Source organism: Neorhizobium sp. BT27B (assembly GCF_050455485.1).
Lineage (GTDB): Bacteria > Pseudomonadota > Alphaproteobacteria > Rhizobiales > Rhizobiaceae > Neorhizobium.
The window spans coordinates 551,543-566,223 of the sequence record NZ_JBCIYT010000002.1; the positions used below are offsets into that span (position 1 = coordinate 551,543).

At 59.9% G+C, this 14,681-nt stretch carries 19 protein-coding genes; 9 read left to right on the top strand and 10 right to left on the bottom strand.

Annotated features, from left to right (window positions below; translation table 11 throughout):
- Positions 1-15: 15 nt before the first annotated feature.
- Complete coding sequence (locus AAIH70_RS08160) at positions 16-264, top strand: hypothetical protein (protein WP_132271677.1); 249 nt, start codon at positions 16-18, stop codon at positions 262-264.
- A gap of 71 nt (positions 265-335) precedes the next feature.
- Here AAIH70_RS08160 and AAIH70_RS08165 read toward each other — a convergent pair whose 3' ends face one another.
- The 6 genes from AAIH70_RS08165 to AAIH70_RS08190 all read right to left on the bottom strand — a co-directional run bounded on the left by AAIH70_RS08165 (position 336) and on the right by AAIH70_RS08190 (position 7,308).
- The gene (locus tag AAIH70_RS08165; RefSeq protein WP_430033773.1) at positions 336-560 is read right to left on the bottom strand and encodes a hypothetical protein; all 225 of its coding nucleotides are present in this window, start codon (positions 558-560) and stop codon (positions 336-338) included.
- Between the two features lie 102 nt (positions 561-662).
- On the bottom strand, positions 663-3,359 hold the full coding sequence (gene treY, locus AAIH70_RS08170) for a malto-oligosyltrehalose synthase (protein ID WP_132271679.1): 2,697 nt from the start codon (positions 3,357-3,359) through the stop codon (positions 663-665).
- On the bottom strand, positions 3,359-5,224 hold the full coding sequence (treZ, locus tag AAIH70_RS08175) for a malto-oligosyltrehalose trehalohydrolase (RefSeq protein ID WP_430033775.1): 1,866 nt from the start codon (positions 5,222-5,224) through the stop codon (positions 3,359-3,361). Before treZ ends, treY begins: the two co-directional genes overlap by 1 nt.
- Positions 5,225-5,314: 90 nt before the next feature.
- Positions 5,315-6,016, bottom strand: a complete 702-nt coding sequence (locus tag AAIH70_RS08180; RefSeq protein WP_132272541.1) for a metallophosphoesterase family protein — start codon at positions 6,014-6,016, stop codon at positions 5,315-5,317.
- Between the two features lie 74 nt (positions 6,017-6,090).
- Positions 6,091-6,879 carry a nucleotidyltransferase family protein gene (locus tag AAIH70_RS08185; RefSeq protein ID WP_132272542.1) on the bottom strand — a complete coding sequence of 263 codons (789 nt, stop codon included), beginning with the start codon at positions 6,877-6,879 and terminating at the stop codon, positions 6,091-6,093.
- Between the two features lie 213 nt (positions 6,880-7,092).
- Positions 7,093-7,308 (bottom strand): hypothetical protein, encoded by a 216-nt coding sequence (locus tag AAIH70_RS08190; protein WP_132271681.1) that lies wholly within the window; start codon positions 7,306-7,308, stop codon positions 7,093-7,095.
- A 148-nt stretch (positions 7,309-7,456) separates the two neighbouring features.
- On the opposite strand from AAIH70_RS08190, the gene AAIH70_RS08195 reads away from it, so the two are divergent.
- Positions 7,457-7,639, top strand: a complete 183-nt coding sequence (locus AAIH70_RS08195; protein WP_132271682.1) for a DUF3008 family protein — start codon at positions 7,457-7,459, stop codon at positions 7,637-7,639.
- Positions 7,640-7,705: 66 nt separating this feature from the next.
- Entirely contained in the window at positions 7,706-7,936 is a 231-nt protein-coding gene (locus AAIH70_RS08200; protein ID WP_132272543.1) for a hypothetical protein, read from the top strand.
- A 61-nt stretch (positions 7,937-7,997) separates the two neighbouring features.
- Here the strand turns inward: AAIH70_RS08200 and hutX are convergent, their stop codons facing one another.
- From hutX to AAIH70_RS08215, 3 genes are read right to left on the bottom strand one after another with little or no spacing between them, the layout of a single operon-like run.
- Positions 7,998-8,519 carry a heme utilization cystosolic carrier protein HutX gene (gene hutX, locus AAIH70_RS08205; protein WP_132271683.1) on the bottom strand — a complete coding sequence of 174 codons (522 nt, stop codon included), beginning with the start codon at positions 8,517-8,519 and terminating at the stop codon, positions 7,998-8,000.
- An 11-nt stretch (positions 8,520-8,530) separates the two neighbouring features.
- On the bottom strand, positions 8,531-8,875 hold the full coding sequence (locus tag AAIH70_RS08210) for an antibiotic biosynthesis monooxygenase family protein (protein WP_132271684.1): 345 nt from the start codon (positions 8,873-8,875) through the stop codon (positions 8,531-8,533).
- 33 nt (positions 8,876-8,908) lie between these two features.
- Complete coding sequence (locus AAIH70_RS08215; protein WP_132271685.1) at positions 8,909-9,271, bottom strand: YbaN family protein; 363 nt, start codon at positions 9,269-9,271, stop codon at positions 8,909-8,911.
- Positions 9,272-9,437: 166 nt separating this feature from the next.
- On the opposite strand from AAIH70_RS08215, the gene galE reads away from it, so the two are divergent.
- From galE to AAIH70_RS08245, 6 genes are all read left to right on the top strand, one after another.
- Positions 9,438-10,427, top strand: coding sequence for a UDP-glucose 4-epimerase GalE (gene galE / locus AAIH70_RS08220; RefSeq protein ID WP_430033779.1), 990 nt, complete (start codon positions 9,438-9,440; stop codon positions 10,425-10,427).
- Positions 10,428-10,439: 12 nt separating this feature from the next.
- Entirely contained in the window at positions 10,440-10,835 is a 396-nt protein-coding gene (locus AAIH70_RS08225; RefSeq protein WP_132271687.1) for a VOC family protein, read from the top strand.
- Between the two features lie 16 nt (positions 10,836-10,851).
- Complete coding sequence (gene ung, locus AAIH70_RS08230) at positions 10,852-11,544, top strand: uracil-DNA glycosylase (protein WP_132271688.1); 693 nt, start codon at positions 10,852-10,854, stop codon at positions 11,542-11,544.
- A gap of 147 nt (positions 11,545-11,691) precedes the next feature.
- A complete protein-coding gene (locus AAIH70_RS08235; RefSeq protein WP_132271689.1) occupies positions 11,692-12,624 on the top strand; it encodes a VOC family protein in 933 nt (310 codons plus the stop codon).
- A 67-nt stretch (positions 12,625-12,691) separates the two neighbouring features.
- A complete protein-coding gene (locus tag AAIH70_RS08240; protein ID WP_132271690.1) occupies positions 12,692-13,306 on the top strand; it encodes an alpha/beta hydrolase in 615 nt (204 codons plus the stop codon).
- A 269-nt stretch (positions 13,307-13,575) separates the two neighbouring features.
- A complete protein-coding gene (locus tag AAIH70_RS08245; RefSeq protein ID WP_132271691.1) occupies positions 13,576-13,998 on the top strand; it encodes a L,D-transpeptidase in 423 nt (140 codons plus the stop codon).
- Here the strand turns inward: AAIH70_RS08245 and AAIH70_RS08250 are convergent, their stop codons facing one another.
- A complete protein-coding gene (locus AAIH70_RS08250; protein WP_132272544.1) occupies positions 13,999-14,568 on the bottom strand; it encodes a transglycosylase SLT domain-containing protein in 570 nt (189 codons plus the stop codon). It abuts the gene before it with no gap.
- Positions 14,569-14,681: the final 113 nt, after the last annotated feature.

Sequence of the window (14,681 nt, forward strand, 5' to 3'; positions counted from 1 at the left end):
ATCAGGGAGCACATCATGTCGGATGCGGAAGTCATCGAAAACGAACACCAGCGGCGTGCACTCGCCGTCGAAGGCGCGTTGATGCTGCTGATCGACGGACTGGCCTCGCGCGGCACGATTTCCGTGGACGAGGCGGAAGACATGCTGCGGGTCATCTCCAGCAGTTCGCAAGGGTCTGCCACGCGCGCGTCGAGTTCGATCAGGGTCATGAAACAGATCCGCAAGCTGCGCCGCGGTGATGGCATGGCGACGCCGGGCGCCTGATCCGGGGGATACGGAAAGCCTTAAAAACAAAGGCTTTCGACAGTGTCCCAAAAGCGGAACCTTTTCACGCCTTAAACCGTTCGCTTCACAACAAATAAAAAGGAGACTTCATCATGAACAGCATCGTCTGGCTTGTCGGCGCCGTCGTCATCGTCATCGCCGTTCTCAATCTGGTTGGTTTTGCATAAGCCGCCAAACACCTGATTTAAAAAAGGAAAGGAAACCATCATGAACAGCATCGTTTGGCTCGTCGGAGCCGTGGTCATCGTTCTCGCCGTCCTGTCCTTCGTCGGCATTGCCTGACACCTGGAGCGGTTAGGACACGGAATCAAACAGGGCGCCGATCGGCTGGATCGGCGCCCTGTTTGCGTTCTGGGCCCAAGGATTGGTGCCGCGGATCAATCCTCGGCAACCAAAAGGGTGAAATGCTGGCCGGCCAGCGCTTCAGCAACGGAAAGCTTTTCGCCGGCCGTGATCGTGCGTCCGGAAAACAGGTCACGGTACCGGCGGTTGGCGAGATTTCCGTCGAGCGGCAGGATCGTCTCGTGCCAGCCGTCCATCACCGATGGCAGGCCGGCGGGTGAGGGGTGGTGGGCGAAGGCGCTGAGCACGAGGCGGGGCGCGATCAGCACCATCGCATCGGCATCATCGGCGCGGGCAAAGCTGACGATGTTGCGGGCGCGCTTTCCGCTGGCGTTGAGGGCGATGTATTTTCCCTTGCCGAAAAGCGCTGGCTTGTTTTGGCGCAGGCGCAGCGCGCGAGCGATGATCTGCTGTTTCAGGGCGCCGCTCAGCCAGTCCTCATCGGTGACAGGAAGATGCGTGGTGGCCGACAATTGTTCGGCCAGCGCCGCGAAATCCGGCACGCGGCGATTGTCGGGATCGACCATGCTGAGATCGAGTGTCTCGCTGCCCTGATAGATGTCCGGAATGCCGGGTGCGACCAGCTTGATCAGCGTCTGGGTGATGCCATTGACGGCGCCCGCCGACCAGAAGGGCTGCATGGTGGTGATAAAATCTGAGAGAAAGATGCGGTTGGCGAACAGGCCGCGCGCATAATCGGCGATGGCCTTTTCATAGGCCTCGTTCGGGTCTCCCCAGTTGGTGCGCAGTTTCGCCTCGCGCAATGCCTTTTCGACATAACCGAGAAAGCGCTCCTGCAATGCCTCGATACCATCGTGATCATGCAGGCCAAGTTCGGCCGGCCAGACACCGGCGAGCGCCTGATACAACAGCCATTCGATCGCCGGTTCGGGTGCTGCGCCATCGGTCAACGACTGGATATGTGCGGCGTTGAGGCCGCGCCAGCGGGTGACGGCTTCGGCAAACAGGTCCGGCGCCTCGGTCAGCGCATGCAGCCGGGCTCGTGCATCCTCGCCGCGTTTGGTATCGTGGGTGGAGCTGGCCGACAGGCCAAAAGGCTGGCTTTGCAGCCGTGCCTGCATGGCGGCATGAAAATGCTCGAGACCGTAATCGCGCGGATAAGGCTCGCTGCCGACTTCGTTCAGAACCGGATGCGGGTTGATACGGAAGAACAGCGTGTCCTCGATGGATTTCGCCGTCAGCGGCCCGGTCAGCTGCTGCAGGCGGATGCGGAATGTGGTGGCCTTTTCCGCCTCTGCGGGCGACACGTCGCCGAGGATGATCCGTTCCAGCAAGGCCAGTGCGTCGTCATTGGCGCTCTCATTGCGGCGCACGTCTTCCAGAACGTTTGACAACAGCTTCTTGTCGGCATCCGGCAGGCCGTCTGCGGTGCCATAGGTGCGATAAACGGGGAAGGCGAGCATGATCTCCCGCAGCGCCGTGCGCAAGGCGTCATCTGCGACCTGGACCGTGCCGCCGATAGAGGTGCCGAGTTCCTTTGCCAGCCGCAGCAGGGTGGACACCTCGCCGGCAAAATTGCGGTCGAACATCAGTCCCTTGGCGTCGCGGACTTCCGAGACGATGTGGGTGGGACGGCCGCGCAGGCGGTCATAGGTCTGGCCGAGCGATTTCAGGCCCGCGCCGTCGGTCGTCACATCGGTGAGTTCGGCGATGAATTCGTAACCGGTGGTGCCGGAAACCGGCCAGTCGGCGGCAAGTTCCTCGCCATAGCCGAGGATCTTTTCGATGATCAGATAGGTGTCCGGGCCGATTTTTTCGCGCAGCCGGTCGAGATAACCCTTCGGGTCGGCCAGACCGTCGACGTGGTCGATGCGCAGGCCATCGACGGTGCCGTCGCGCACGAGGTCGAGCACAAGGCGATGGGCATCCTCGAACACCGCGTCATCTTCGACGCGAAGGCCGGCAAGGCCGGTAATCTCGAAGAAACGGCGATAGCTGAGGCTGTCAGCGGCGGTGCGCCACGAGGTCAGTCGCCATGGTTGAAGATCGTGTATTTTCCGCAGGTTATCGGGATCGGCGGAGAATTTTTCGAGGACGGATGCCAGCGCCATCGTATCGGTCGGGCTGAAACTGGCCTTGCTGCCGGTGGACAGAAGAGCACGCACGCTGGCGTGGAAATCCCCCGCATTTTCCGGGGACGCCTTTGCGGCGAGGGCTGCGATCTCAGTTGCGACCGGCAGACCGATGCCGCCCAGCACGGCGGCGTAGCTCGATGGATGCAGCGGGTAGCGGCTGTCGTAATAGGCAAGCGCCAGACAGCCGGTCTGCGCATCGGCGGTGATGGACAGATGCGATATCACCGTATCGAAATCGTCGCCGAGGAAGGGCAGGGTCAGCGGAAGTGCCCAGTCCACATCGAAATGGCGGGCGTAAGTGCTGTCGGCACCCCATTCGATGATATCGCGCCACCACGGGTTTTCCAGCGAGGCGGCCATGTGGTTGGGCACGATATCGAGGATGAGGCCGAGGCCGGCCTGTTTGAGGGCGGCCGACAGGGTGTCGAAACCTTCGCGGCCACCGAGCGAGGGATCGATCTCGTTGGCATCGGTGACGTCATAACCATGGGTGGAGCCGCTGGTGGCGGTAAAGATCGGCGAGGCATAGAGGTGGCTGATGCCGAGAGTTTTCAGATACGGCACCAGCGCCGTGGCGCGCTCGAATGTCATGCCGTTGCGAAATTGCAGGCGATAGGTGGAGGTGGGCAGAGCCATTATTCCGAGCCCTCCGCGCCATCGATCGTCACCACCACGTTCCAGGGCGGCAGCAGCCCGTCATTGGCGCCGGCTCTGTTGCCGGCCTTGCCGCTGGTGGTTTCGTGGATGATCTTGCCGGCGAGTTGCGGCTGTTGTGCCGCTTCGTCCGAAAGGTTGGCGGCCATCGACAGGGTGGCATCGCCGAGCTTCCAGCTGACGGCGATGGTACCGCCTTCGACGCTCAGCACTTTGCCGGCATGGCCGCGTGCCTCGCCCAGAAGCGGCACGATCTTCTCATGCCGCAGGGTCAGCATGTCCTCGACAAAACCGGTCCAGTTGCGGCCGATGTCCTTTTCGAGTTTGTCCCAATCGAGCTTGCAGGCGTCGAATGTCTTTTTGGCGTTGGGGTCCGGGATGTCGGACGTGTCGCCTTCGCCCTCGCGGAAACCGGCATGGCCGGCAAATTCCTTGCGGCGGCCCTCGCGGACAATTTTTGCCAGATCGCCATGGAAATCCGTGAAGAAAAGGAAGGGGCGGTCTTCGCCGAATTCCTCGCCCATGAACAGAAGCGGGATATGCGGGGAGAGCAGAAGAACGGTCATGAGAGCCTTCACCTTGTCTTCGCCGGCCAAGGTCAGCAGGCGCTCGCCGAGCGCGCGATTGCCGACCTGATCGTGGTTCTGGATGAAATCGACAAAAGCCGTGGGTGGCTGGTGGGTGCTGGTATTGCCGCGTTTCTTGCCGGTGGAGGCCGCGACTTCGCCCTGATGGGCAAACCCTTCGGCCAGCACGCGGGCCAGATGTTTGTGCGGATTTTTGGCGAAATCCTTGTAATAGGCATCGGTCTCGCCGGACGCGATGACATGGATGACATTGTGGAAATCGTCGTTCCACTCGCCAGTGTGATGCGGCACCGCGCCATCCTCGCCGCGTTCGTGCAGGCTGGTGATGTTGCGATTGTCCTCGGTGGTGAGGTGGATGTGGCGGCCGGGATTTTCCGCCCGGATGGTTTCCGCCACCTCGATCAGAAAATGCTTTTCGCTGTCATCGCGGATCTGGTCGACGGCATCGAAACGCAGGCCGTCGAGGTTGAATTCCTCCAGCCAGTAAAGCGCGTTTTCGAGGAAGAAGCTGCGCACGGCAGGTTTGTCATAGGCAATCGCCGCGCCCCATGGGGTAGGCGTGTCGGGATGAAAAAATTCCGGCGCACAAGCGGGCAGGTAGTTTCCGTCCGGGCCAAAGTGATTGTAGACGACGTCGAGCAGCACCATCAGCCCATGTTGGTGGGCCGCATCGACAAAGGCCTTAAAATCCTCCGGCGGGCCATAGGCGCTGTGGGGAGCGTAAAGCAGCACGCCGTCATACCCCCAGCCTCTGGTGCCACCGAACTGGGCGACGGGCATGATTTCGACAGCCGTGATGCCGAGCTTCGCGAGATAGGGCAGGCGCTCGATGGCAGAGCGGAAGGTGCCGCCAGCGGTAAACGTGCCGATATGCAGTTCGTAGATGACGGCTTCTTCCCAGGGGCGGCCGTTCCATCCGGTCGTGTGCCAGGGGTAATCGGTCGGGTCGATGACGAGGGAAGGGCCGTGCACGTCGCCCTTCTGGGCGCGAGAAGCAGGGTCGGCGATGGCCAGGCCGTCATCGAGCACGAACTGGTATTCGGCACCCGGTTCGACGCCGGTGGCAAGGATTTCGAACCAGCCATCTTGGCTTGCGGACATCGCTGTGTCCTCGCCGTTCAGGCGTAGCTGCACCTCTTTCTGGCCCGGTGCCCAGAGGCGAAAACGCACCTCTCCGGCGGCGACATATTCGGCGCCCCATGTCTTTGGAAAGGTTCGGAATTCGCTGTCATTCTTGGCAGTGATGTCGGTTGCAGGCATCAAAATCCCCATGTGATCATGACGCCCTCAACGGGCCATCCGGCCTTCGGGTTCCCGTCGTCCCGAAGGGTTTTGCTAAAATTGCTGCCGTTACAGTTCAAGCAGCGCGTAAGGGCGTCCGGTCGGCTTTTCGATATGGGCGGCTACGTTGTAAACCGGCGCGCCACCGGGCGTCTTGCCCTCATAGGTGCCGCGATGGGCATGGCCATGTACGACGGCGGTGACCGGAAAACGGTCAATGGTTTCCGCCAGCCGTGACGAGCCGAGGAAGGGGTAGATGGCTTCCGGTTCACCGGCCACGGTTTCGGCAATCGGGGCATAATGCAGCACCACCAGCGCGCGGTGCGAACGCACCTGCCGCAGTGCATTTTCCAGCCGCATGGATTCCTCCACGCTTTCCGCCACCATGGCCTTGATCGCCGGTTCGCCGAAGGAGCCGAGCATGTGGCGGCCGAAACCGCCGGCAAACCCTTTTACCCCGGCAAAGCCGACGCCGCCGATTTCCACAGCCTGACCTTCGAGTAGATGCACGCCGGCATCCTTCAGGATTTCCTTCACCTCCTCGACCGAACCGCATTCGTAATCATGATTGCCGAGGACGCCTACGACGGGGATGGTGCAGCTGCGCAGGTCGGCGGCCAGAAGCTCCGCCTCCTTCGGTTTGCCGAGATCGGTCAGATCGCCGGCCATCACGAGAACGTCGGCCTTGCCGGAAATCTCGGCGAACAGTTCCCGGTAGGACTGGCTGCCGCTTTCCTTCACATGCAGATCGGCAACGGCGGCGACACGCAGCGGCTTATGGGCGGCTTCAGCCTCGGGCAGGTCCTGCGGCGGATTGTTGGCGCTCTGGTGGATCGTTTCGTCTGTCACAGCAGTGCTCCTTCCTGGGCTTCGTCGCGGAGGTCACCTTCGCCACCCACATCGGCAAAACCCCATTCTTTGACGTCGATCTCGAAATCGATGCGCGAGAACATCCGGCCTCGACAAATCTTCATCTGTGGGGGCGGGAGCTGGCGCTGGGCGGCAAGGCGGTCGAGCAGCTCGTCCATCAGCCATTCCGGCACCTTGTCGCGCTCGGTCGGGTAGATCCAACGGAAATTCAGGAGGTGGATCAAGAGCACCTCCCAATGCACCTCCATATGGCCGAGCAGGCGTTCCCAGTCGATCTGGTCATGGGCTTTCAGGATGACATGCACGACATCGGCGCCGTCGTAGCGGTGGCGCAGCTGCACGAAACACTTGGACCAGATCAGTTCGGTCGGGGCGATGACGCGGACATTGTGACCGTGCATCTCCATCTGGCGGGCATTGTCGAGCCACAGATCACCGATCGGCATTGTGCCGTTCGAGCCGGCAAAGATGACATCGAGAAAATGCCGGCCGCGCTTGACCTTGCCGAGCCAGCGATCGTCCTCCACTTCCACCTCAAAGCCCTTGGATTTGAAATGGGCAAGGATACGAGCGTAGTCGCCGGCCTTGCAGAAAATGTCGAGATCCTTGGTCGGCCGCGATATGCCGGTATAGGCACTGACGGCAAATGTGCCGGCGACAAGAAACGGGATGTGGCAGGCGACAAGCTCTTCGATGGCTTCCGCCGCAAAGGCTTCCGCTTCGGCGTCCGCCAAAGTTGGTGAGGCCTTGGCCTCGATGTTCATTTCGTTGCCGGCGCTTTCATCGGCTGACACGCGCGGTTCGCCGCGTGGCGGAGCGGATTTTGTCTCCGACGCCGGGGTGGTGTCGCGAATGTCTGCCAGCGCCTGATCCTGCACGGCCTTCTTTTGGGCGTTCATGCGTTTCCTCCAGAATGGTTGCGCGGGACAACCCGTCTACCCGCTTTCGGTTCCCCGAAAGCGGCGGGCAAGCTCGGGTTACTTTTCGGGATTGTCGGCATTGGCTAGCGGGCTGGGGCGACCATCGTCACCGTCCGTGCCTTCACGCTGGTCGGCATCCTCGAGGTCGGATTTGACGAGGAAGGTGTCGATCGTGCCGAGCCTTGCCGCTTCACGCAGGGCTTGCGGGTTGGTGGTGTCGAGGGTTTCCTGTTCGATCGACTGGTCGAGCTTCTTGTCCTGATCGTTGTCCATGATTTTGGCCTTTCGGGTTTCATGCGTCGACAGGACAACACGTGCGGCTGGCTGTGGTTCCAAGCCGGTCGATTTTCGGAACTTCCGGTGACATCTGCCGGTTAGGTGGAATGGCGCATGTGGCGTCGAGCAAAAGGGAGTTTCAAAAATGCCGGCAGTATCGAAAGCACAGAAGGCCGCCGGTGCGGCCCTGTCCGCCAAGCGCGGCGACACAGCCAAAAAGGATTTGAAGGGCGCTTCGAAGGAGATGGAAAAATCCATGACCGAAAAGGAGCTGCGCGACCTTGCCGCGACCAAACACAAGGGCAAGCCGGAGCATCGCCCTTCCTGATTGTCGTTTGATCCGGTAACCTCCCGTCATTCGCCATTTGACCGGAGATTTTCGATGGAGAACGCGATGCCGCCGGATGAGCTCGCCAAGACGCTGGAGATCCTGCCATTGAGGGTGGGGGTATATATTCCCGACGATCTTCTGGAGGACTGGTTTGCGCCGGGCACCGGCATGAACCCGCCAAGCGAAGCGGCGCTGAAGGCAGCGGAAGCCTATGGCCGAAAATTCGAATGCGAGTTCAAATATTATCCGGAACGGCGGGAAGCCGTGTTGTGGAAATGGGTGCCGGCGATGTGAACCGCGATTGCGATCGCCCACCCGGCCCAATCTCTGGAAGCCGGGTGGAGATCTTTTCGGATCAAGCCTTGTAGCTGTCGCGCAGGGCTTCGAATTTTGCCAGCTGTTCGCTTTTCAGCTCGCGATTTTCGTCACGGCGGACGTAGATCTTCAGCATGGCCGCGCCCTTCTTGTTCATCAACCATACGGAGCAGGAGCGGCGGCCGTGGAAAGCGCGGTCCACAAAGCTGACGCCGGCGCAGTTATCCTTCTTGATATGGCCGCCGATCGGGCTGTCGCTGTGGATGTTGAACCAGCCATGGCTCTCGGATCCCACCGGCAATGCGCCCGCAGCTTCCACCACGACATCTTCGGTCTGCACGACATAGAGAACTTCGCCCCAGGTGGTGAGCTCGGTCCAGATTGAATCGAACGCATCCTTGGGCGCGGTAACGGCGACGCCCTCCGGCAGAAGTTCGAGGATTTCGGCCGGCGTCACCCGTGCTTCGGTGGCGATCGTCTCGACCATGTCATCGGGTTTGGCGGCAAGGGCGGCAGAGGCGCGAGCGCGTCGCTCGGTGCTATTTTCGGATTGGGCGTCCATGTGAAAAGACCTCAAGCGACTTCGGCGCGGGCGCCGGTCTTGTCTTCGTGGATAATGACTTCAAAACCTTCGAAATGCGGGCCGGAGAGATATTCGACCTTGCCACGGTTGGCGCCGGCATTGGCGTGGGCCGCGCGGAACTGTTCCGACTTCGTCCAGGCGACAAAATGCTCCTGGGTCTCCCAGACGGTGTGCGAGGCATAAAGCGTATGGTCTTCTGCCTTCGGGCCTTTCAGCATGTGGAATTCGAGATAACCGGGCAAGGTGGAGAGGTGGCGCTCGCGGTTCTTCCAGATGCCCTCAAAAGTCTCTTCAAAACCGGGGACGACACGGAAGCGGTTCATGGCGATATACATTGATTATCTCCTCTAGTGATTTCGGTTTTTTGTTCAGGCACGGCCGTCGGGCCGGCTGACGATGAAGGCGGATGAGCCGAGCATGATGACGGCAACCAGTACAGCCAGCCACGGCGCCGGATGGCTGCCGAACCAGAAGCCGACATAACTGGCCGCCATCAGACAGATGGCCATGATTTTTGCGCGGCGTGATATGCCGCCATGTTCCTGCCAGTTCCTGAGCGGCGGGCCGAAGGTCGGATGGTTCAGGAGCCAGGCTTCCAACCGTGGCGATGAGCGGGTAAAACAGGCAACGGCGAGCAGCAGGAACGGTGTCGTCGGCATGACCGGCAGGAATGCCCCGATCACGCCGAGCGCGACGAAAAACCATCCGAGACAGAGAAAGACGATGCGCATTCCAAAATCCTGTTTCCAATCGGGCGCGACGATATGCGCTTGCATCAAAGGTCGCAATTCCTTTCCGCAAATCTCCACTTTTGTGAAGGGGGAGGCGGTACTGGATATTTGAGTCCTGCTCATTATATTGCGCCGCAACACTGCAACCTGAAAACTCGAGGTGTCGATGTCGAAGAAGAAAGTGCTCGTGGTCGGCGGTGCCGGCTATATCGGTTCGCACAACTGCCTGCTTCTGGCGGAAAGGGGTTATGAGCCGATCGTCTTCGACAATCTCTCCAATGGCCATTCCGAATTCGTCAAATGGGGACCGCTCGAACAGGGCGATATCCGTGACCGCGCGCGGCTGGATGAGGTGTTTGCCAAGCACAAGCCGGATGCCGTGCTGCATTTCGCGGCACTGATCGAGGTGGGGGAATCGGTGAAAAACCCGGTCGCCTTCTACGACAACAATGTCATCGGCGCGCTGACGCTGCTGTCGGCCGCCATGGATGCCGGCGTAAAAGCGTTCGTGTTCTCCTCGACCTGCGCCACCTATGGCCTGCCGGATTCGGTGCCGATGGATGAAACGCACAAACAGGCGCCGATAAACCCTTATGGCCGCACGAAATTTATCGTCGAGCAGGCGCTCAAGGATTACGGCACCTACAAGGACCTGAAGTCCGTCATGCTGCGCTATTTCAATGCGGCAGGCGCCGATTTCGAAGGCCGCATCGGCGAATGGCATACGCCGGAAACCCATGCCATTCCGCTCGCCATCGAGGCCGCACTCGGACGCCGTCAGGGCTTCAAGGTGTTTGGCGATGACTATGACACACGCGACGGCACCTGCGTGCGCGATTATATCCATGTGCTGGATCTGGCCGATGCGCATGTGCGGGCGGTGGATTATCTGCTGGCCGGTGGCGAGACTGTCGAGCTTAATCTGGGGACAGGCACCGGCACGACCGTGAAAGAGCTGCTTGGCGCGATTTCGGCTGTTTCCGGCAAGCCGTTTCCGGTGGAATATGTCGGCCGCCGCGATGGTGATTCCACCACGCTCGTCGCCAATAACGACAAGGCCAAGGCCGTGCTCGGCTGGGAACCGCAATATACGCTGGACGATATCATCCGGTCCGCCTGGGACTGGCATTCGCGCAGCAACCACATACTGACTTGAGGATTTTCATTCATGGCAAAACTGGTGCATTCGATGATCCGCGTTCTCGAAGAGGCGCGGTCGGTCGATTTTTACGAGAAGGCATTTGGCCTGACGATTGCCGAACGCGTGCCCTTTGACGGTTTCACGCTGATCTATCTTTCCAACCCGGAAACCGGTTTCGAGCTGGAACTGACCGTCAATGACGGCAAGACCGAAGCCTATGAGCTGGGCAATGGTTACGGTCATCTGGCGGTGACGGTTGCGGACATCGAGGCGGAATACCAGCGCTTCACCGATCTCGGCCTCACCGTCGGCAAGCTGGTGGAGATGCCGCGGGACGGAAAGCCGTTCGCGAAATTCTTCTTCGTCACCGATCCGGATGGCTACAAGACCGAAGTCATCCAGCGCGGCGGACGGTTTCAGTAAACAGGGAGGATCGGCCATGGCGGACACCGGCATCAGGCTCGAAGAGACGTGGAAGCTCGCGCTCGAAGAGGAATTCGGCAGTGCCTATATGGCCGATCTCAAACAGTTTCTCGTCGCTGAAAAGCAGGCGGGAAAACGTATCTTTCCAAAGGGTTCAGAGTATTTTCGCGCACTTGACCTGACCCCGCTCGACGAGGTCAAGGTGGTGATCCTCGGGCAGGATCCGTATCACGGTGCGGGGCAGGCGCATGGCCTGTGTTTTTCCGTGAAGCCGGGCGTGCGCACACCGCCGTCGCTGGTCAATATCTACAAGGAAATGCAGGCCGATCTTGATACCCCGCCTGCAAAACACGGTTTTCTCGAGCATTGGGCCGAGCAGGGTGTGCTGCTGCTCAACAGCGTGTTGACGGTGGAAGAGGGCAAGGCCGCCGCCCATCAGGGTCAGGGCTGGGAAAAGTTCACCGATGCCGTCATCCGCACCGTCAACGACGAATGCGATGGCGTGGTCTTCATCCTCTGGGGTTCCTACGCCCAGAAAAAGGCGGCCTTTGTCGATCAGGAACGGCATCTGGTGCTGAAATCGGCGCATCCGTCGCCGCTCTCGGCGCATAACGGTTTTCTCGGTTCGCGACCGTTTTCCAAGACCAACGAGTATCTGCTGTCGATCGGCAAGGATCCGGTGGACTGGCAATTGCCGGACAGCGTTTGATGGCGCTTCAGTGAACGACGGATCTTTTCCGTCGTCATTTATCGAACAATGCGTTCGAACCCGATCCTCTATCCAAATTGCGATCCATCAACCATCTTCCCTGCATCAAACGGGTTCAGACGAACCCTTCAGAGAAGGGATATTTCCATGCTCGACCAGATCAAAGGGCTTCACCACGTCACCTCGATGGCTGGCAGCGCCCGCACCAACAACCGGTTTTTCACCGACACGCTTGGCCTGCGCCGCGTCAAGAAGACCGTCAATTTCGACGCGCCCGATGTCTATCACCTCTATTACGGCGATGAGGTCGGCACGCCCGGTTCCGTCATGACCTATTTCCCGTTTCCGCATATCGCTCAGGGCCGTCAGGGCACCGGCGAAGTTGGCACGACCGTGTTTTCCGTGCCGGAAGGTTCGCTGGGCCATTGGACCGATCGTCTCACCAAGGCCGGTTCGCAAGGCTTGAAGGCTGATGAAGCATTCGGCGAAAAGCGCCTGCATTTTGCCGGCCCCGATGGCGATGGTTTTGCACTGGTGGAGGTCAAGGACGATGCCCGCGCACAGTTCACCGGCAATGGTGTCGGCGCCGACGATGCGATCCGTGGCTTCCATTCGGCCTCGCTGCGCCTTCGTGATGAAGGAGCGACGGCCGAGCTTCTGAAATTCATGGGTTACAGCCAAGTCGACAACAAGGACGGCGTGCTGCGGCTTGGCCTGCCCGGCGGCAATGGCGCCGATTTCATCGACATCGAAACCATGCCGAACATTTCCAATGCTCGTCTCGGCGCCGGTTCGGTTCACCACATCGCCTTTGCCGTTGAGAACCGCGAAAAGCAGCTCGAAGTGCGCAAGGCGCTGATGGACACCGGTTATCAGGTGACACCGGTGATCGACCGCGATTATTTCTGGGCGATCTATTTTCGCACGCCGGGTGGTGTGCTGTTCGAGATCGCTACCAATGAACCGGGCTTCGACCGCGACGAGGATACCGCCCATCTCGGCGAAGCACTGAAGCTGCCGAGCCAGCATGCGCATCTGCGCAAGACGCTGGAAGAGCATCTGGAGCCGCTGGAAGGCTGACACGCCCTTGATGGAGCCGCCGGTGATGGCTGGCGGCCCCGGCTTCCACATTGAGAGGAATTTTACGATGAGCACTGAAAATTATCTGCATCGTGTCCGCGCTGGCGCGCCGGGTGCACCGATCCTCTTCGTCTTCCACGGCACAGGCGGTGACGAGAACCAGTTTTTCGATTTCGGCAGCCGGTTGCTGCCGCAGGCGACGGTGATCTCGCCGCTTGGCGATGTTTCGGAACACGGCGCGCCCCGCTTTTTCAGACGGACGGGCGAAGGCGTTTATGACCTTGTCGATCTGGCGCGTGCGACAGCGCGGATGAGCGAGTTCGTGGCTGCCAACAAGGAGAAATATGGCGCATCCAACGTGCTTGGCCTCGGCTTTTCCAATGGCGCCAACATTCTCGCCAATGTGATGATCGAGCAGCCCGGCCTGTTTGATGCCGGGGCGCTGATGCATCCGCTGATCCCTTTCCAGCCGAAGGCGAGGGCGGGCGATGCGCAGGCGCGCGTGCTGATCACCGCCGGTGAACGCGATCCGATCTGCCCGGTGCCGCTGACCAACGGGCTTGCCGAGTATCTCCGCAGCCAAGGCGATACGGTGGAGCTTGAATGGCACCCCGGCAGCCACGAAATCCGCCCCAACGAGATCGAGGCGGTGAAGCGGTTTTTCGAGCCATATGGGGCTTGATACGTGAAAGGGCGTCATGTTTTGGCGTCCTTTTTTCATGGCACCCAAGCAATCAAAATGCCCGAAAGGGTGTTTTTACGTGGAGCTCCCAAGCTTATTCGTAAAATATGCTGCAAATCTGCAATAGTTATTCAAAATTCATTTGCTGAATTTCTTGATTTCCGGTTGCTCCGGGCGAATTCCATTTACATCGCGCTGAATTATAAATTCTAATCCCTTTGCGGGTGGTGCGGGGGCACGCATCCGGGTCTGGAGCGAAGGGGAAATTCATGCGCATGCTTGTTTCGGGTGCGATCGTCACCCTTTTGATGTCGCTACAGCCTGCAGCGGCTTCCAATCTCATCGCCAATATCAGCCTGTCCACGCAGACGATGACCGTTTCCGAAAACGGCTCCGTCCGCTACCAGTGGAAGGTGTCGACGGCGCGCAAAGGCTATGTCACGCCGCAGGGTAGCTGGTCGGCCAAATGGCTCTCAAAGAATCATCGCTCGCGCAAATACGATAATGCGCCAATGCCTTACGCGGTTTTCTTCAATGGTGATTATGCGGTGCATGCCACGTTCGAGACAAAACGGCTGGGCCGACCCGCCTCGCATGGCTGCATTCGCCTTCATCCGGAAAACGCTGCCGCCTTTTTTGCGCTGACGAGCCGTCACGGGCTCGCCAATACGCGCATCACGGTCAGCCGGTAATCAGTAGCCGCACTGGCGCAGCTGTGCTTCGTAACGCTGCGCCATGTTGGCTGATTTCTGCGCCGCGCCGCGGATCGCTGTGGTGAACTGGCCGCGTTCATACCCTTTATGGCCGGCATAATAGGCGAGATAGAGGTTGCGGCTGTCGGTGCGGGCGATGCCGTTCAGGCGGCTCGAGCGGTTATGGTACCAGCCGACAAAATGGACGGCGTCGCCAAAATTGCTGCGGCGGGCATTCCAGCGGCCGGTGTCCTTCTGGTAGGTTTTCCACGTGCCGTCGAGCGCCTGCGCATAACCGTAAGCGGAAGAAATGCGGCCCCAGGGAATGAAACCGAGCACGTATTTGCGGCGCGGCTTGGCATAGGGCTGGAAACTGGATTCGACATAGATCGTTGCCATCAGCACCGGAACCGGCACGCCGAATTCCTGCTCGACGCGCTTGGCGTCACGGGCCCAGTTGTTGAACAGGCCGTCTCTTTGGTCAAAAATGGCGCAGGCATTGTTGATCCGGCTCGGCGCACTGGCGCAGCCGGTCAGAGCCAAAAGCGCGATGAAAAACGCAATACGCATCGCAGAAACTCGGGTCATGAGAAAAGTGATGCTCCTTAAAATTTAATGAAAAGTTTACGTAATCCGGCGGCGGGTGATTTGCCTGTTGAGATCGCGGTTCTGTGAAGAGCAGG